Source organism: uncultured Gemella sp., assembly GCF_963525875.1.
In the GTDB taxonomy this organism is placed as follows: Bacteria; Bacillota; Bacilli; order Staphylococcales; family Gemellaceae; genus Gemella.
The window spans coordinates 27,184-45,167 of the sequence record NZ_CAURMG010000001.1 but is presented as its reverse complement, the minus strand read 5'-3'; the positions used below and the strand labels follow the sequence as shown (position 1 = coordinate 45,167).

At 31.6% G+C, this 17,984-nt stretch carries 15 protein-coding genes; 3 read left to right on the top strand and 12 right to left on the bottom strand.

Features of this window, described 5'->3' with window-relative positions; translation table 11 throughout:
- Position 1 precedes the first annotated feature (1 nt).
- Complete coding sequence (gene ribE / locus RWQ73_RS00185; RefSeq protein WP_314406092.1) at positions 2 to 463, top strand: 6,7-dimethyl-8-ribityllumazine synthase; 462 nt, start codon at positions 2 to 4, stop codon at positions 461 to 463.
- 58 nt (positions 464 to 521) lie between these two features.
- On the opposite strand, the gene guaB is transcribed toward ribE, so the two are convergent.
- The 8 genes from guaB to RWQ73_RS00145 form a co-directional block, all read right to left on the bottom strand.
- Positions 522 to 1,985, bottom strand: a complete 1,464-nt coding sequence (gene guaB, locus RWQ73_RS00180) for an IMP dehydrogenase (protein WP_314406090.1) — start codon at positions 1,983 to 1,985, stop codon at positions 522 to 524.
- 17 nt (positions 1,986 to 2,002) lie between these two features.
- Complete coding sequence (locus RWQ73_RS00175; RefSeq protein ID WP_314406089.1) at positions 2,003 to 2,593, bottom strand: xanthine phosphoribosyltransferase; 591 nt, start codon at positions 2,591 to 2,593, stop codon at positions 2,003 to 2,005.
- A gap of 109 nt (positions 2,594 to 2,702) precedes the next feature.
- Positions 2,703 to 3,578 (bottom strand): Hsp33 family molecular chaperone HslO, encoded by an 876-nt coding sequence (hslO, locus tag RWQ73_RS00170; protein ID WP_314406088.1) that lies wholly within the window; start codon positions 3,576 to 3,578, stop codon positions 2,703 to 2,705.
- A 215-nt stretch (positions 3,579 to 3,793) separates the two neighbouring features.
- Positions 3,794 to 4,351, bottom strand: coding sequence for a TIGR00730 family Rossman fold protein (locus RWQ73_RS00165; RefSeq protein ID WP_314406087.1), 558 nt, complete (start codon positions 4,349 to 4,351; stop codon positions 3,794 to 3,796).
- Positions 4,352 to 4,449: 98 nt separating this feature from the next.
- Entirely contained in the window at positions 4,450 to 5,223 is a 774-nt protein-coding gene (locus RWQ73_RS00160; protein WP_314406086.1) for a type III pantothenate kinase, read from the bottom strand.
- 163 nt (positions 5,224 to 5,386) lie between these two features.
- Positions 5,387 to 6,565 (bottom strand): AraC family transcriptional regulator, encoded by a 1,179-nt coding sequence (locus RWQ73_RS00155; protein ID WP_314086379.1) that lies wholly within the window; start codon positions 6,563 to 6,565, stop codon positions 5,387 to 5,389.
- Positions 6,566 to 6,593: 28 nt separating this feature from the next.
- Complete coding sequence (locus RWQ73_RS00150; RefSeq protein ID WP_314406084.1) at positions 6,594 to 7,415, bottom strand: ABC transporter permease subunit; 822 nt, start codon at positions 7,413 to 7,415, stop codon at positions 6,594 to 6,596.
- A complete protein-coding gene (locus tag RWQ73_RS00145) occupies positions 7,415 to 8,641 on the bottom strand; it encodes an ABC transporter ATP-binding protein (protein WP_314406083.1) in 1,227 nt (408 codons plus the stop codon). Before RWQ73_RS00145 ends, RWQ73_RS00150 begins: the two co-directional genes overlap by 1 nt.
- A gap of 517 nt (positions 8,642 to 9,158) precedes the next feature.
- On the opposite strand from RWQ73_RS00145, the gene RWQ73_RS00140 reads away from it, so the two are divergent.
- Positions 9,159 to 9,740 carry a 5-formyltetrahydrofolate cyclo-ligase gene (locus RWQ73_RS00140; RefSeq protein ID WP_314406082.1) on the top strand — a complete coding sequence of 194 codons (582 nt, stop codon included), beginning with the start codon at positions 9,159 to 9,161 and terminating at the stop codon, positions 9,738 to 9,740.
- Positions 9,700 to 10,470 carry a class I SAM-dependent methyltransferase gene (locus tag RWQ73_RS00135; RefSeq protein WP_314406081.1) on the top strand — a complete coding sequence of 257 codons (771 nt, stop codon included), beginning with the start codon at positions 9,700 to 9,702 and terminating at the stop codon, positions 10,468 to 10,470. Before RWQ73_RS00140 ends, RWQ73_RS00135 begins: the two co-directional genes overlap by 41 nt.
- 3 nt (positions 10,471 to 10,473) lie before the next feature.
- Here the strand turns inward: RWQ73_RS00135 and RWQ73_RS00130 are convergent, their stop codons facing one another.
- The 4 genes from RWQ73_RS00130 to RWQ73_RS00115 form a co-directional block, all read right to left on the bottom strand.
- Positions 10,474 to 10,740: a UPF0223 family protein gene (locus tag RWQ73_RS00130; RefSeq protein ID WP_314086861.1), complete on the bottom strand. Its 267-nt coding sequence runs from the start codon at positions 10,738 to 10,740 to the stop codon at positions 10,474 to 10,476.
- A gap of 8 nt (positions 10,741 to 10,748) precedes the next feature.
- The gene (locus RWQ73_RS00125; protein ID WP_314086862.1) at positions 10,749 to 11,423 is read right to left on the bottom strand and encodes a response regulator transcription factor; all 675 of its coding nucleotides are present in this window, start codon (positions 11,421 to 11,423) and stop codon (positions 10,749 to 10,751) included.
- A 104-nt stretch (positions 11,424 to 11,527) separates the two neighbouring features.
- Positions 11,528 to 11,896, bottom strand: a complete 369-nt coding sequence (locus RWQ73_RS00120) for a VanZ family protein (RefSeq protein ID WP_314086864.1) — start codon at positions 11,894 to 11,896, stop codon at positions 11,528 to 11,530.
- Between the two features lie 467 nt (positions 11,897 to 12,363).
- Complete coding sequence (locus RWQ73_RS00115; RefSeq protein ID WP_314406079.1) at positions 12,364 to 17,802, bottom strand: putative Ig domain-containing protein; 5,439 nt, start codon at positions 17,800 to 17,802, stop codon at positions 12,364 to 12,366.
- Between the last annotated feature and the right edge of the window lie 182 nt (positions 17,803 to 17,984).

The window sequence follows — 17,984 nt, the reverse complement described above, 5'->3', positions numbered from 1 at the left end:
TATGACAACATTTGAAGGAAAATTTATAGGAAAAGATATTAAAGTGGCGATTGTAGTAGCTCGTTTTAACGAATTTATTACTTCTAAATTATTAGGTGGAGCTAAAGACACACTTATTAGAAATGAAGTAAAAGAAGAAAATATCGATGTATACTGGGTACCAGGGGCATTTGAAATTCCATTTATTACTAGAAAATTAGTAGCTACAAATAAATACGATGGTGTTATTACATTAGGAAGTGTTATTCGTGGAAGTACTAGTCACTATGACCTAGTTTGTAATGAAGTTGCAAAAGGTGTTGGTCACATTAGTCTGCACAGTGATATTCCTGTTATGTTTGGAGTTATTACTACTGAAGACATCGACCAAGCTATCGAAAGAGCTGGATCAAAAGCAGGAAATAAAGGTAGCGATTGTGCTCAAGGTCTTTTAGAAATGATAGACTTAGCTAAACAAATCTAGGAAATTAAACAAAGCTAGGAACTTGAATTTCAAGATCCTAGCTTTTCTATTATTCATATTATTTAGAGTAGTTTGGACTTTCTTTTGTAATTTGAACATCGTGTGGATGAGATTCAATTAACCCTGCTCCAGTCATACGAACAAATTGTGAATTTTCACGAAGTGCACGTAAATCGCGAGAACCAGTATACCCCATACCAGCACGTAATCCACCTATAATTTGATAAATTGTTTCTGATACTGCACCTTTATATGGTGTACGTCCTTCAATACCTTCTGGTACTAATTTTTTACCATCTTCTTGGAAGTAACGATCTTTAGAACCTTTTTCCATCGCTGAGATTGATCCCATTCCACGATATGCTTTGAATGTTCTACCTTGGAAGATTTCTAATTCACCTGGTGATTCTTCACACCCTGCAAGCATAGACCCTAACATTACTGCATGACCACCAGCAGCAATAGCTTTTACTACATCACCTGTGTATTTAATTCCACCATCGGCGATAATTGTTTTTCCTAATTCACGAGCTACTGTCGCACAATCATAGATAGCCGTTATTTGTGGTACTCCTACCCCTGCAACTACACGTGTAGTACAAATTGATCCTGGTCCAATACCAACTTTAACAACATCAGCCCCAGCTTCGAATAAATCACGAGCAGCTTCTCCTGTTGCAACGTTCCCTGCAATAATATCTAAGTCTGGATAGTTAGTTCTTAATGTTTTAACTGCATCTAATACCCCTTTAGAGTGTCCGTGAGCAGTATCTACTACGATAGCGTCTACCCCTGCAGATACCAAAGCATCAACACGTTCAACCGTATCATTTGTAATCCCTACAGACGCTGCAACTAAAAGACGTCCTTTAGCATCTTTTGCTGAGTTAGGGTATTTAGCTAATTTTTCAATATCTTTAATAGTAATTAATCCTGTTAATTTACCTTCTTCATTAGTTAAAATTAACTTCTCAATTTTGTGACCACGTAGAATTTCACTAGCCTCTTCTAAAGTAGTTTTCTCTGGAGCAGTAATAAGGTGCTCTTTAGTCATAACTTCGCTGATCTTAATATCGAAATCTGTTAAAAATCTCATATCACGGTTAGTAATAATTCCTACTACTTTCATGTCTTTTTCATTGTTTACAATAGGTACACCTGAAATTTTGTATTGTTGCATTAAATTTTCAGCTTCATAAACTAGGCTATCTGGTGTAAGATAGAAAGGATCTGTAATAACTCCACTTTCTGAACGTTTAACTTTTCTTACTTGTTCAGCTTGTTCTTCAATACTCATGTTCTTGTGAATAACACCAATACCACCCTCACGAGCCATTGCAATCGCCATTTTATGTTCTGTTACTGTATCCATAGCAGCAGAAATAACAGGTACTGATAATTTAATTTTCTCCGTTAAATTAACTTTTAAGTCAACCTTTTTAGGTAATATATCACTTTTAGCTGGAACTAAAAGTACATCATCGAATGTTAAACCTTCTTTTTGAAATTTATTTTCCCACATTTTATTTATATCCTTTCTTATTTTTCATCATCAGCTATATTAAATTTAACTTCATTATTCTCAAGAGAAGCAATTCTACATAAAGAACAAACATTAACATTTCTCTTATCTAACTGTTTACGACCATCTTGGAAACTTTTTTCAACTAAGATACCTACACCTACGGTTTCTGCTCCTGCTTGAGCAACAATCTCCATAAGACCCAAAGTAGCTTGACCATTAGCTAAGAAATCATCCACAATTAGCACCTTATCTTCTTTATTAATGAATTTTTCTGAAACAACTATAGTATTAGTTATATTTTTTGTGTAGCTATGAACTTCTGCAGTATATACATCATTATTCTTTAATGTTGAAGGTTTACTTTTTTTAGCAAAAACCATTGGTACATTAAATAAACTAGCAACCATAATCGCTGGCGCTATACCACTCGCCTCAATCGTCAGAATCTTAGTTATCTTCTCTTTTTTAAAATACTCATAAAAAGACTCTGCCATTTTCATCATTAATCCAGCATCGATTTGATGGTTTAAAAATGAATCAACTTTTAGGACATTATTATCATAAACTTTACCATCGGTAATAACCATTTCTCTTAGTAATTCCATAACTCCTCCTGCGTAAACTTTCGAGTAATTTTACTTATGATACCAAACTTTCGTTAAAAATTCAAGAGGCTAATGAAATGTTATTCATTAACCTCTTTTATTCATAATATTATTTTAAATTTTCTAATAACTCAGTTATTTCCTTTTGAGAAAAATGATATTTTTCTTTACAAAATGCACAAACTAACTCTGTCGTTTCTTGTTTCGCTATATCTTCTAACTCTTCTTTACCTAAAGTTACCAAGGCATCACCATAGCGTTCTTTAGAACAAGTACATTTAAACACAACATCATTTTTATGAAGTATACGGTAGTTCTCCTCTCCTCCGAAAATTATATTCGCTATTTCTTCTGGAGTTTTCCCTTCATGAATAAGTGTAGATATAGGTTTAATATTACTAATCGCCTTTTCTATTTTTGTAATTGTTTCATTCATAGCATTTGGAAGTACTTGTAATATGAATCCCCCTGCCGCTATAACAGAATTATCTGTTTCAACTAATACTCCTAAAGATACTGCAGAAGGTACTTGCTCACTAGCTGCAAAGTAATATGTAAAATCTTCAGCAATTTCTCCTGATACTATCGGCGAAGTAGTAGTATATTTTTCGTTTAAACCTAAATCGCGTACTACAGTGATATTACCGCCACCTACTACTCCTTTTACATCGAGTTTCCCTTGTGCATTACTAGGAATATGCACTTGCATGTTTTTCGCGTATGCTGTAGTTTCTCCAAGTTCATTTGAAGATGCGTAAATAGTCCCTACAGATCCATCACCTCTAACTGCTACATCAATCTTATCACCACTTTTAAGCATGGCACCCATCATTGTAGTAACTGTTGCTGTTCGACCCACTGCAGCTATCGCAGTCGGATATGCATCATGTCTTTGTCTAATTTCTTCTACTAAATCTGTAGTTTTTGTTACAAAAAATCTAATTTCATCATTAAAGGCTAATCCTCTAATTAAATAATCTTTCATTAAAATTAATTCCTTTCAAATTCTTATACTTCAAAAAATTTCTTACGATTTTCTATTATACATTTAATTTTTCTTATTGTCTATTTTTTTATGGAAGTGACTCAAAAATCGTGATTTCGAAGAAACAAGATTTTATTGAGTTACCACTGCGTCTACGAGTTCTCATATACACTTTTTTAAAATTTAGGACTTTTTGTTTAGCCTGACTAAGATAACTACTTCTTCTCTTTTCTATTTATATAGATTACTATAAACTCTTGCATTTCAGCTATACTATCAGTAAACAAGGTTCTTTCTCTATCTTTTTTAGTTAAAAAGCCTTCTTCAACCATCTTATCAAAATATTGTTCCAGAAAATCATAATAACCATTAACATTCATTATTATGCACGGTGCATCTTTTTTTCCTACTCGAACCCATGAAATTACCTGTGATATTTCTTCTAATGTTCCAGGACCTCCTGGCAAAGCAACAAATGCATCACCTAAATCAACCAGTTTATCCTTCCTTACAGACATATCATCAACAATAATAAACTCAGTGATACCAGTATGACTTATTTCTCTATCGACTAGAAATTGTGGCATTATTCCTATTACTTCACCCTTATTTTCCAGAACAGTATCAGCGATTACTCCCATTAATCCAATTTTCCCACCACCATAAACTAAGGTGTAGTTATTATCAGCAATCCATTCCCCTAATTCAGTTGCATTTTTTATATATGATTCACTTTTTCCATTATTAGCTCCACAAAAAACCGTTATTTTCACGACAACTAATCTCCTTTTTTAAAATATCTTTGTTCTTTTCATATAAAAGATTTACCACTCAGTTTAGAACGGTAAATCTTCAGTTTCTATAACAAAAATTATTTTTCTTTATTCATTTTATATAATTCAATGATACCTTTTAAAGTTAGTTCTTCATCTACTATATCCACTACATCACTGTACTTGGCTATGAATTTAGATAAACCTCCTGTTAAAACAACTTTATAATCTTTTCCTAAATCTAGCTTCAAATGTTTAATAATATTTTCAAACTGTCCTAAAAAACCATAAAATAATCCTGCTTGCATTTGACTAGTTGTATCTAAACCTAAAGAAGTGCTCACAGCCTCAAAGTCAACCCTTGGTAATTTTGCAGCTCTTGAATATAAAGCTTCCGCGCTGATGTTCATTCCAGGACAGATTATCCCACCTTTATAATTTAATTCTTCATCTACACAATCAAAAGTTGTCGCTGTACCAAAATCCACAACAATTGCTGGTAAATATGAGCTAACCTTAGCTCCTACAATATCGACAACACGATCTGCACCTAGTTTACTACTATAAGGTTCTGGAACTTTTATACCAGTATTAATCTCAGCAGATACTATAATAGGTTCTTTTCTAAAATATTTTCTGCTTAACAATTCTAAAGCAAACATCATCTTAGGAACCACACTAGATATAACTACTCCATCAAAATCTTCAAATTTAATTCCCTTATCTATAAAGAAATTTCGGATAATAACATATAATTCATCTTCTGTTTTAGTATTATCAGTTGCAATTCTCCATGAATGAAGCATTTTATAATCATTTCCAAAAACTCCAAGTACTATATTCGTATTTCCAACATCCAATGCAAAAATCATTTTTAATCTCCTATGATTAACTTATTTTAAGAATGATTATATTATACCACAATTACTCTAATGCAAGTAGTAAAATACAAAACACATATAACATGTCATTAAGATCATAACTACAAAAAAGATTATTGACTAACTTATTAGCCAACAATCTTTTTCTATATTATTATCTTCTAGATAAAGATTCTCTGTATTTCAGAGGTGTCATTTTCACTAAAGTTTTAAATATTCTAATGAAATAACTTGTATCAAAATATCCAATATAATCTGCTACTTCTGAAATTGAAAAATCAGTGTTTGCAAGTAAGTAACAAGCATTAGAAATACGTTTATCATGAATATAATCTACAATACTGATTCCCATATCCTTATTGAAGATTGAAGATAAATAACTCTTATTCACTCCAAGATAATCACTTACGTTATCTAAGCTGATTTTTTCTGAGATTCTATCATTAATATAAGCTATACAGTTACGAACTACCGCTTGTTTATCTTTATATTTATTTCTATCTACAAGCAAGCAATAACTTCTAATAACATCTTCAGATAAATCATAGTTATCTAGTTTATTTTTAATTTTAACCCATAATTCTTCAATTCCTAAGTAATCATCATTATGTTGTTCTAATGCATAACGTAATAAATCATTCATATTATATGAACGTCTACGACGTACATTAATCCCTTGTTCAACATGTCCTTCTTCTACACCATGATTCCTTTTTCGAAGATCAAAAAGCATATTTACACGAGAAATATTCCCATCAACTACTGCCTCTAATATTTCACGTTTAAATTTAACTTCACTTTCTAAAATACCATTTAAATACGAATTCTTTCTTGAAGCTGCTCTTCTTACATTTTTAACACTTGAATCTTCTACTAAAATAATCGCATCTAAGAAGTCTACATTTTCATCTTCAACTAATAATTCTATCAAATAGTTAAATTTCTTTCTTGGTGTAATTGGTAATGAAAAATACACATCACAAATTAATTCACTGATACTAGCTCCATACTTAATTAAAGACTCTTGGAATAATTTTGTCGGTATTAAATACTCTAAAAATGGAGTAATTAAATAGAATTCTTCATCATTTTCACTCGGTATAAATAAACATGAAATCCCTAGTCCACTTTGACATTTTACTAATTTACCCTCAACTAATCCTTCTTTAATCTTAGGAAGATTTCTTTTAATAAATCTACTAAAAATACTACTTAATTGCTCTTCTCCCAAATCAAATCGTATTTCTTCATCTGAATATTTAAAAGTTAATACATCTCCATTTAAATCTAAAATATCCTTAATTCGCTCAATTTTTTTGAATGAACTTCTCATTTTACCTACCTCCTAACAACTTTTAATTTTAATCTATTGTAATATCACGTCTTGCATTCACAATGTAAGAAATTGTAAAGAAAACAAAACTATATGCTACTAGCATAATAATTAATGCATTTGCATTATCGAATTTAAATATCTCTTTTACAGCATGACGCCCTGCTTCATTTCGATAATAATCACTAAATAAAGGTACATCAAACATATGATATTTCGCCCATGAATATTTTGAAACAGCAAAAACTGTTAAAGACTGTATTAATCCTGTTCCTAAAAGTGATAACATTACTAATACAAGTGATAAAATTTGTGTTTTAAACACTACACAAACTAGTACTACCATAGCTACGAAGAAAATAAATACCGCTAGTTCTGCTAAATTCATAATTATTATTTGTTTAGCTACTGTTCTACCGAAATATCCTTCTTCTATTGTATCTTTTAAATGATTTAAACCTAGTTTTTTATTAAAGAAAACATAGTATTTTGTTACAAAATCAAATACTGTTCCTACTACTAAGAAAACAATGTAATTAATAAATGCTAAAACTATTTTCGCAGTTAGTATTGCAGAACGTGATTTAGGTTTTGTATATAAAAACTTAATAGTTCCTTTTGAATACTCTTGAGATAAATTATTAGCCAACATTATTAATGAAAATACTAAAGCTAATGCAGCTGAAACTACTGTTATTCCACTTAATATTTTTACAGCATCAATACCATCTTCAAATTGTTTTTTTGTAAAATAACTATTTAACAAAATAATACCAAATGACAGTAAGAAATATAACCATGTTGTTTTCTTTTTATAATCTTTTATAAATTCATTTATCAATAATTTCATTATTTTCTCTCCCCTCCTGTAATTTGTAGGAATCGATCCTCTAATGATGCGTGTAATTCACGAACTGTGTCTAATTCAACATTGTTATTCACTAAATAAGAGATGATTCTTGATTTTTCTTCACGACTAAGATTTTTAAATACGAATCCTTCTTTCGTTAGTTCATATCTTATTCCTAATTCTCTTACTAACATTTCAGATTTTTCTACATCATGAGTTGCTATTAATGTTTTAACAACTTCTTCTGAAATTAAGTGTTCTAATTTATCGTCGGCAATAATTTTACCTTTTTCTATCACGATAACTCTATCACATAGTTTTTCAATTTCATCTAATAAATGAGATGAAATTAAGATAGATACCCCAGTTGCAGCGATTTCTTTAAGTTTATTTCTAAAATCCTGAACTCCTTGTGGATCTAATCCATTCACAGGCTCATCAAGAATTAGAATTTTAGGATCATTAAGTAATGCCTGCGCTAACCCTAAACGTTGACGCATTCCTAATGAGTAAGTTTTAACTTTCTTTTTAATTACTTTACTAAGCCCAACAAATTCTACTAATTCTTTCATACGAGCTCTCGTAACCTTTTTACCACAAACACGGGCTATTTGCTTCAAGTTAGACCATCCTGACATATAGTTATAAAACTCAGGAGTTTCTATCATTGAACCTACCTCTTTAAGCATAGTATTTTTACCAAGTCCTAGAGGTTTTTCAAAACAATAAACATCACCTTTTGATATTTTTGTTAATCCGACCATCATTCTCATTATTGTAGTTTTACCACTTCCATTTGGTCCAAGCAACCCTATAATTTCACCCTCACGCATATCAAAAGTGATATCCTCAACTATTATTTTTAAACCAATACGTTTTTTTAAACCTAATACCTCTAATACAACTGGTTTTTTCGATGCTTTCTCTTCTTTTTTCACTTCTTCAGTAGTAGTTTCTTTTTCGACAGCCTGAATCAATTCATTCCTATCTAATACTACTGTCTCTGCATATTCATCGTTTACTTCTTCAGTCACCACAGGCATGACTACTGTTTGTTTGTTACTTTCTTGTTCACTATACGATTTTCGTGTATAAGTAGAAGAATTTTCTATATCAAGTTGCTTTCTTATTTTTTCCAACAAGTTAGCATAGTCTTCTGATGTTTTTCTATTATTAGTCAATCCATCGTTACTTAACATATCTTTATTTTTTTCTGAATTTGTCATTATTTGTAGAAGATTCCTTTCTTATAAATTTTCTTTTATATTATATCATATTTATACTATTATTTCCATTAAATAATTAATAATTATTTTTTATTTTACTACTTTTATTTATTAGATAACTCAAATCATTATTTAAGATTTTTTTATTTATCTCCCTCGAATTCGCATATGAAAATTTGAAATCCTTTCATAACAACAATCATTTTCTGTACATTAATTTATATTTTCTTAAAATTTTGATTATACTTGTACATACATTATTATAAAAATTCTAAAAATAGATATATAATATAATTAAAGTATATATAAGAATTTTTATAGTTAAAAACCATATTTGTTTTTATATTAACTTTCTTTAAAGCCATAACAACAAAATTCATATTACAGATATAATGTACTTTTTTTCATTTACATAAACTTATAATGCTGTTAGTTTTTTTAATATTTCCGAACATTAGAAATTAATATAAATATACAATTTTTGAATTTATGATATAATACACTTGAGGTGAAATTTATGAAAAAGGAACTTAGAAAAAAATTTATTACTGAGAGGAACACACTTTCAGAAAACTATAGAATTTCTGCCAGTAAAAAGATATTTGAAGCACTAGAAAAGCACGAGGCATTCTTACAAGCGGAAAAGATATTTATTTTTGTTGGATTCGACACAGAAATACAAACAGAAATTCTTATAAAAAAATGGATAAATAAAAAGAAATTGTTTGTTCCAAAAATTGAGAACAATACAATGCATTTAATACAAATTACCTCTTGGGATGACTTAGAACGTGGTAATTTTGGCATATTAGAACCAAAATACTCAAACTATTACACTGGTAAAATCGATTTAGTCATTACTCCTTCTATAGTTTTCGACAGAAATGGTTATCGTCTTGGCTATGGAAAAGGATATTATGATAAATATTTTTCTTTAAGCAATTATAACTTTAGTATTGGATTATCATACGACAAACTTCTTCAAGAAACTATTCCAATCGATAGTCATGATAAGGCTGTAGACATAATAATAACCGAGGAGGAAATACTAGTAACTAATGAAAAATATAATAGTAACAACTTGCGTAAAGACGACTAAAGCGCTTGACTCCGCTGCAAAGCTACTAGCAGATAACTTAACACTTCAGTATATTCCTAGAAACAAAAAAACTATTAAGCAACTACTATCGACAGCTAGAGGAGTTTTAGTTATCTATAAAGAAAAACTGAGTTATTTTGAAAATGACTCCGAACTTTTCTTTCACTTAGACACCACCGCTTTAAAAATAAAAAATTCAGATAACGAACCTCTACTAGAGATAATAAACGATGAAAAACAAGATATTCTTGATTGTACAATGGGGCTCGCTGGAGATAGTGTATTGCTAAGTTACTACAATCACAATGTAACATCGATAGAAAAAAATAAGATTATATATTTAATCACGAATACCGGTCTAAAAGAATATAACTCTAAAAATGATAAAGTCAACAATGCTATGAGGAAAATTACAACTTATAACTGTGATTGCCTAGATTTTTTAGAAAATAGCTCAGACAATTCTTACGATGTAATATACATAGATCCTATGTTTTCCCACAATATCGCCGAATCAAACAACCTAGATGGAATCACTACTCTCGCTGAAGCTTCATTTCCGTTCGATGGTTTTATTAGAGAAGCTTATCGTGTAGGAAGAAAAAAAATCATTATAAAAGCTCATTTTAAAGACGATATATTTGAAAAATATAATTTTACAAGAATAATAAGAAAAAACACAAAATTTCATTATGGATTTATTGATATAAATCAAAAAACCAAAAACTAAGCATTAAAGCTTAATTTTTGGTTTTTCATTCTTCATTTCTTTTACCGCTAGATATCCATCATACCCCGTAATTTCTTTAAATTCACGATATAATGAATTTTCTTCCGATTTAGCTCGGACTACACTTTTAAATTCTTTATATGTTGATTTAAATTGTATTAATTCAACTCCTGATAAATAACATTCCTCAATTAAATCTAAAAATCTAATAATTATAGTTATTTCCTCAGTATTATATAAAGTGTAATCTATAGGATAATTAAATTCCATACTTGTACCTACTCAAAAGTATATCCAACACCACGAACAGTTCTTAAATTCTTATCATAACCAATTTTTCGTAGTTCTTTTCTAAGACCCGAGATATAAACCTCAATCGCATTAATAGTCGTTTCAGAATCAACACCCCATACACGATCAAATATCTCTTCTTTTTCTAATACTATATTATTATTGATTACAAAGAATGATAATAGTTCAAGATACTTTCCTTTAACAGTGTCTAATGTACCAGCATTAGCAATAACTAATTCATTTTTTAAATCTAATACTAAATCTTTATATGTAATTTCGTTTTCGCCTTTCAAATTACTTTCACGTTGAAGTAAATTAGACATAGTCGTCAGTAAAAGAGAAGCATCCGCAACACGTGGTAGATATTCTGTTACTCTATGTTTCATAACTCTAGCCTTTTCTTCAGTTGATTCAGCTATCGTTATCACAATTACTGGTATTTTATATTCTTTTTCTTCACGAATATAATCTAATAAATCGATTCCACCCATTCCTGGTAAAATACTGTCAGCTATTACAAAATCATATACATTTTCATCAACAAGTCTTTGTCCATCTAATCCATTATAGCAAACATCAGCATCAAATTTCTCTGCAATTGCAGCTTTTAGCGATGCAGCTAATAATTTATCATCTTCTACAATAAGCGCTTTAAGCATTAATAACTCCTCCTTATATTTTCAATTTAGTTTACCTAGGTTATTATTTTATAACTTTTCTAAAAAAAATACAACTAAAATACAACTGAAAACTAAAATTTTTTTTAGATTTTTTTGATTAATGTGTAGTATAAGATACCAGAAAGCAATATTCCAAAAAAAGCTCCACTTCCATCTATCAAAACATCAACAACATTTCCATCTCTACCATCTACAAAAGTTTGATGAAATTCATCGCTAGCGGCATAGAAAATAGAGAAAATTAAACTCACAAGTGCAGTTCTCTTAAAATTTTTACATTTATTATTTTTCAATAATAAGTTTGAAAAATAAGCAAACGAAAAAAATCCTAGAGTCAAATATTCACTAAAATGACCTAATTTTCTTATAACTAAATTGCTTGAAATCTGAGATGATTCCGAACCTACCTGGTTAGAAAATAAAAATATGGCAATACATACCAAGATTAACATTATTAATGAAAAGTATTTTTTATATAAAAGTTTAATAAAATTTCCTCCTTAGTATTTAATTTTATATTTTTTTCCTACTTTCTATCATACCACATTATTTTAATAATTGGTAATATTTGTAAGTAAAATAATCAAAAAAATGTATTTTAATTTATACTAACCATCCAAAAAACATAATATTTTCAAGAAATTACAGATATAGTTACATTTATCTTCATTTATTATAAATAGAAATTTAATTTCATAAAGCTCAAGATTATAAATTTCTATAAATTTCAAATCTTCTAAATATAAATAAGGGATGACTCGTAAATTATGATTTCATTCTAATCAATTTAATCGAGACATCCCTTTATAATTAGTTTTGCAAAAGAGTTTTTAATACTAATTGCGTGATTAACTAGTCACTAAATACTAACTTTTTGATAAACTTATTTTATTAAATTTAACTACTAAAGTATATCATTTTAATTTTCTTTTTTTCTAAGCAGATAAAGCGCAAGTAATACCGTGCTTCCTAAGAAGACTGATGTATCAGACTTCCCTTCACCTGTCTTAGCTAACATTCCTTTACGAGCATCCACTTTAATACTGTCTATAGTAGGTACTAATTGTTCTGGATTTCTCGTTAGAACTTGAGGTTTGTCTTCACGTGGTTGCTCTGGTTTATCACCTCTTGGCTCTTGTGGTTTATCTTTACGTGGTTGTTCCGGTTTGTCCTCTTTTGGTCCTTGTGGTTTATCTTCACGCGGTGTTTCTGGTTTATCACCTTTTGGTTCTTGTGGTTTATCTTCACCTGATGTTACCGGTTTGTCCTCTTTTGGTCTTTGCTGTTTATCTTCACGTGGTTGTTCTGGTTTGTCTCCACAAGTACAGTTGCCATCTTTTCCGTCGCGTCCGTCTTTACCATCTTTACCATCACGACCGTCTTTTCCATTCTTCACTACGAACTCTTGCTTAGTTCCGTCTGAATTTGTAATAACAATAGTAAGTGTTCCATCTGCATTTTCTTTTGTAGTAATCGTAGCTGATTTACCATCGATTCCATCACGACCGTCTTTTCCATCTTTACCATCGCGTCCATCTTTTCCGTTCTTCACTACGATTTCTCGTTTTGATCCATCTGGATTTATAATAGTAATTGTGTATGTTCCACCTTGATTTTCTTTTGTTTCAATTGTAGATGATTTACCATCAATTCCATCACGACCATCTACTCCATTATAGATATCTTCCTCACTGATCACAGTATCTCCAGCAGTATATGTTAAACTATTATCATTATCATAATAAACCGTAATATGAACCCCGATTGGTTTATCTGTCGGTTGAGGAGCCGGAGTAGAGTCCACACTTCTTGCTCTTCTTGCACTTCGAGGTTGTGCAGAATAAATCGGTTTTAGTTCAACACGTGGTGCACGACCATCTTTTCCATTTTCTCCATTTTTAACAGTTGTTGTGATTGGTTCTTTACCATCTGGTTGAGTAATTGAGATTGTATGACTTCCGTCTAGATTTGTTACGACACTAACTGCAGGTGTGAAGCCGTCTTTTCCAGCACTTCCTACATCACCCTTGTCACCTTTCGGTCCGGTTACTCCATCTTGACCGCGTTCCCCTCGAAGACCTTGGTCACCTTTGTCACCTTTCGGTCCAGCGGCTCCTGTTTCACCTTTTTCACCCTTAGCTCCAGCGGCTCCATCCTGTCCATCTTTAATAACAGATGTTCCTAGAACTGTATCTGTCCCTTCATCGAACTGATTATTTGCATTCTTATCGCTATAGAACGTCAATGTCGTTTCTTTCGTAGTTTCATCACGAGCTACTTTTACTTTTGGAGTTTCTCCGTCTTTACCATTTTTGATAATTGTTTCAACTGGTTGACCATTCGGTTGTGTAATTTTAATCGTATGAGTTCCATCATTATTTTCTTCCACTGTAATTGTCGGAGTCGATGGTGTTGGCGGCGTTAAGTCTACAACATCAATTGTAATGTCTTTTGTTAGAGACTTGCCTCCTGTACTTGTTACGGTTACTGGTATATCAAATGCTCCAGCTACTGTCGGTGTTCCTGAAATAGTTTTACTTGCTTCATCATACGTTACACCCTCTGGAAGTTTTGTTTTATCAAACGTTAATGTGGCACCCGCTGGTACTGCAAACGTAATTGGGCGAAGTCTTGTTTTTCCTAGTGCAATCATTTGACGATCATTTTTGATGTCTAATGATACTGGATCATCTACTACTGTTACGGTGATAATTTCTTCTGCGCTACCTTTTCCTAAATTCGGTGAATCGATAGAAGCTTTCAAGCGAATTTTGTATAGCCCAGGCTTGGTTGGAGTTCCACTAATTGTATGCGTTGCAGAATTATAATTTAATCCTGCAGTTGATTCAAGGTAAGAATCTATATCTCCTTCTGGTAAATCTACACTTAAGTAACGAGCTCCTAAGTTCGAGTGTTCACTGTGCGAAATCACCATATTTTTAATAGTTTCACCAAGACGAATCGTCTGTTCTTTATCTGTAACATTGATACTTACCGGAAGTGGGCGAACATTAATTTTAATATGTCCCCCATCAACTGGTGATTCTGCCATTTCTGGAAAAATCGCTTTATATGAAATTAAGTATTCTCCCACTTTAGATGGTGTTCCGGAAATAGTTCTTGTATCTGAATCATAAGTAACTCCTGGCGGTAATTGACTTGTATCAACATCTAATCTTGCTTTAGCATCTGAAGGAGTTAAAACTATATTGTCTATAGCAGTTAGAACAATCTTTTCTTGCTCCTTATTCTCAACACCTACACTTAAATCACGTGACGTTACATTTATCGTTAACGTTGCACTTGCTGTTGAATTTCCACTAATCGTTGGACTTGTTGCTGTAAAGGTTGCTGTATAAGTACCTATTTTTGTAGGAGTTCCTGAAACTATTTTAGTTGTAGCATCATAGTTTACACCTGGAGGTAGTGAACCTGAAGTTATCGATAACACTGCTCCATCTGCTTGGAGGTTAATCGGTGACAGTTCATCTAAAGCTTTTACTGTTTTTGTATTATCAGGAATAGAAAAGTTTAGCGGTACACTTTTTACTGTGATATTTACATTAGCATATGCATACTGATTATTCCCCGATTTATCAGTTCTATAAACATAAGCATATGTTTGGAATGTTCCTACTTGAGTTGGTGTTCCAGTTATAGTTTTATTATCCGCAGACCAATTTAAACCTCTTGGTAAACTGCCGCCTGTGTAACTTACACCTGCATTTGCAGGAATCTTAAGAGTAATCGGTGGTATTTTTTCTCCTGCTGTAAACGTGTAATCAACCGTTGGAACACTAAAGTTTCCTGGTGTTACTGTAAGGTCGACTAACTTAGTAACCGACTTATCATCTTTAGTAGCCATTACCGGAATAATATAACGACCTTCATACTGTCCTTTCCCTGATAATGTCTTAGTACTTTCATCATAAGTTATTCCCTCAGGCAACTTGGTAGGATCAACTGTAACAGTTGCTCCCTCACTAGCTGTGACAACCATATCTTTAAATTTAGTACCTTCTACAACCATCTGTTTATCATTTGTAATAGATAAATCTAAATCTGTTACTGGTGAAGCATTTATCTCATAAGTAAACTTAGTCTTAATCTGACGACTTTGACCTTCAGTATTGGTATATGTAGCTGTGACAACCGCTTCTTTTCGACCATCAGTTTTCTTCAGAGCATACCCTACTAAACCAGTATTGTCCGCATTAGTACTTAAATGAATATAATCTCCATCTGATTCAATCGTTAATTTAGTAATCTTACTGCCATTCGTCATTGAGATAGGAATATTTGGAATTTCTTGACCTTCAGTCCATGTTTTATGATCAATATTATTTATACCATCCATCACTTCGAACTTATATGTACGAGATGGAACATTAGCTGCAAAGTGCCCATCTCGAGCTGTAGCAGTAATTGTATAGACACCCGCAGCCAAAGTCTCACCATTTTGTTTTATTACCTTAAATCTAGTAGGATTTTCTGTATCTTTTGTAATCTCAACTCCATCAGGTTTACTATTGATTTCTAGCGTTGCATTAGATTTATTAAGTACTAAATCTCCGATTTTTTGTTCCTTATCAGAGATAGGCACAGCTACTGGAATTGGATTAGTAACTCGATAAAGCTTATCCGCATCGAACATAACATCGGCGTTAGTAATAGTATAATTTGAACTAGAAGTATTTTTTTTACTTGGAGTAGTTTGAGAAACTTCCTTGGTAACTAAATTTAAATGATAATTAGTCACTCTACCGATATTATCCGTTATTTGAAAATTAACAAAGTAGGTTCCTGCTTTATCCGGGAGACTTTTAAAGTTCAATCGATACGGTGATATATTGGTTGAACTCCACCAAGCAGCGCTTGTTGAAGAAACCATATCATTATTTTCTGTCAAGACATCTGAATTAGAAGTTGCAGAATTAATGAATATATTATCCCCTGTTGCTGGACCATCTTTTATAAGCTCTACTTTAACACCTGGACTACCACCTGTTTGTTCTAATTTAGTAATAGTTATCGGAGCCACATTATTGACAATATTATATTCATTTCTGCTCCCTGGCAATGATAACCAAAGATTAGATGTATATTGTGGACTTTCTGGTGTAGCATCTGCTATTGTCTGAGGTTTACTAGAATTCAGATAATAACCAAAAGGAGTAGAGGTCATATAAGCTGTATTAGTACCACTATTATATGTAACCGAGTCTCCATAAGAATTGTTCGTAGATTCATAATAATTAGAATTTTCAACCACTTCAAACACTGGTGGCTCTTCTATCGTTAAATTAGCTACAACTCTAGTATATGGATCTATTTTAGACTGCACTCCAATAATATAATTTCTACTTTCTATTGAATTATTTAGAGTGACTGTTTTAGTTATATAACCTGCTTCTTTGTCCAATGTATATCCTAATACCCTAGCATCTGGGGTTAATTCTATATCATCCCAACCTATGTTCGTCAATCCAACCTTATACTTTAGTTCAACTGTAGAACCATCTTTTTTCAATTTATAGTCGCGTATGTTGCGATCAGAATCATCCCCAAAGTATCGTTCTAAGGTCATATACGGCGCTTCACTAGCTGTTGTTGTCTCCAACCTATAACTAACTTTCCCTGAATGTCCTGCTCGTCTAAGCTCTAAGTATAATATCTCAAGCGCCGCTTCTATAGTTCGCACACTGTTATTTAATTCTTCTAGAGTAGCTTTATCTTTTGTTAAAAGTTGTTGTGCTTTATTTTCTTCTTGCTTAGAACTTTCTAAATTTTTTGTCAGCTTAGCTCTAACTTCTGCACTAACATCTTTTCCAGCTAAATATTTTTCAGCTTCTTGGCTAACTGCCTTAGATTCCAAAAGTCGATTTGATAAAGTATCCTTAGCTTCTTGAACTTCTTTTTTCTCTAAAGATTTTTTATCTTCTTTTGCTTCCGAAGTTTTGTCTGCTTCTTTTTCTTTCTTCTCTGTAGATTTTTCAGCCTGTTTTTCTTTAGCGTCTACTTTATCGGCAGTCATCTTATCAGCATTTTCTTCAGATTTTTTTGGCGTTCCTAAATTTGCAGAATTTGGATTTTCTTCTGATTTTGATTTTGTTTCTACGTTAGTCGAATTCTCAACTGTACTACCTTGTTTTTTACCTATAACCTCATCTTTTGTATCTTTAGGTTTCCCGGTTGATACATCGGCTACCTTATTTGCTACCTCAGTACCAACAACATCTCCAGCTTGCACTTCTGGAACGTCTGACATAGTACCCACATAAAACTGTGCAGCAAGAACCGATGCTACACCGACACTAAGTTTACGTATTGCATATTTCTGTCTTTTTTCTAACTTCATATATTCATATAATTAAATGATCTCCTTCTATAAATATATTTCTTTAATTCTTCTTACATATAGATAATAACTAATAAAAACTTAAAAAGCTCTGAAGATTTATTATACCTTAAAGATAAATTCTTTATTATTTAACTTATCACTATAAACTCAATAAAAAGCTATTAAATTCTAGATATTCA

Excerpts from the sequence above, each read along its gene's own strand:
- ribE (WP_314406092.1), top strand. The coding sequence starts at position 2 with ATGACAACATTTGAAGGAAAATTTATAGGAAAAGATATTAAAGTGGCG.
- RWQ73_RS00115 (WP_314406079.1), bottom strand. The coding sequence starts at position 17,802 with ATGAAGTTAGAAAAAAGACAGAAATATGCAATACGTAAACTTAGTGTC.
- guaB (WP_314406090.1), bottom strand. The coding sequence starts at position 1,985 with ATGTGGGAAAATAAATTTCAAAAAGAAGGTTTAACATTCGATGATGTA.
- RWQ73_RS00125 (WP_314086862.1), bottom strand. The coding sequence starts at position 11,423 with ATGCTTAAAGCGCTTATTGTAGAAGATGATAAATTATTAGCTGCATCG.
- RWQ73_RS00120 (WP_314086864.1), bottom strand. The coding sequence starts at position 11,896 with ATGTTAATCTTGGTATGTATTGCCATATTTTTATTTTCTAACCAGGTA.
- RWQ73_RS00140 (WP_314406082.1), top strand. The coding sequence starts at position 9,159 with ATGAAAAAGGAACTTAGAAAAAAATTTATTACTGAGAGGAACACACTT.
- RWQ73_RS00175 (WP_314406089.1), bottom strand. The coding sequence starts at position 2,593 with ATGGAATTACTAAGAGAAATGGTTATTACCGATGGTAAAGTTTATGAT.
- RWQ73_RS00145 (WP_314406083.1), bottom strand. The coding sequence starts at position 8,641 with ATGACAAATTCAGAAAAAAATAAAGATATGTTAAGTAACGATGGATTG.
- hslO (WP_314406088.1), bottom strand. The coding sequence starts at position 3,578 with ATGAAAGATTATTTAATTAGAGGATTAGCCTTTAATGATGAAATTAGA.
- RWQ73_RS00150 (WP_314406084.1), bottom strand. The coding sequence starts at position 7,415 with ATGAAATTATTGATAAATGAATTTATAAAAGATTATAAAAAGAAAACA.
- RWQ73_RS00130 (WP_314086861.1), bottom strand. The coding sequence starts at position 10,740 with ATGGAATTTAATTATCCTATAGATTACACTTTATATAATACTGAGGAA.
- RWQ73_RS00160 (WP_314406086.1), bottom strand. The coding sequence starts at position 5,223 with ATGATTTTTGCATTGGATGTTGGAAATACGAATATAGTACTTGGAGTT.
- RWQ73_RS00135 (WP_314406081.1), top strand. The coding sequence starts at position 9,700 with ATGAAAAATATAATAGTAACAACTTGCGTAAAGACGACTAAAGCGCTT.
- RWQ73_RS00155 (WP_314086379.1), bottom strand. The coding sequence starts at position 6,565 with ATGAGAAGTTCATTCAAAAAAATTGAGCGAATTAAGGATATTTTAGAT.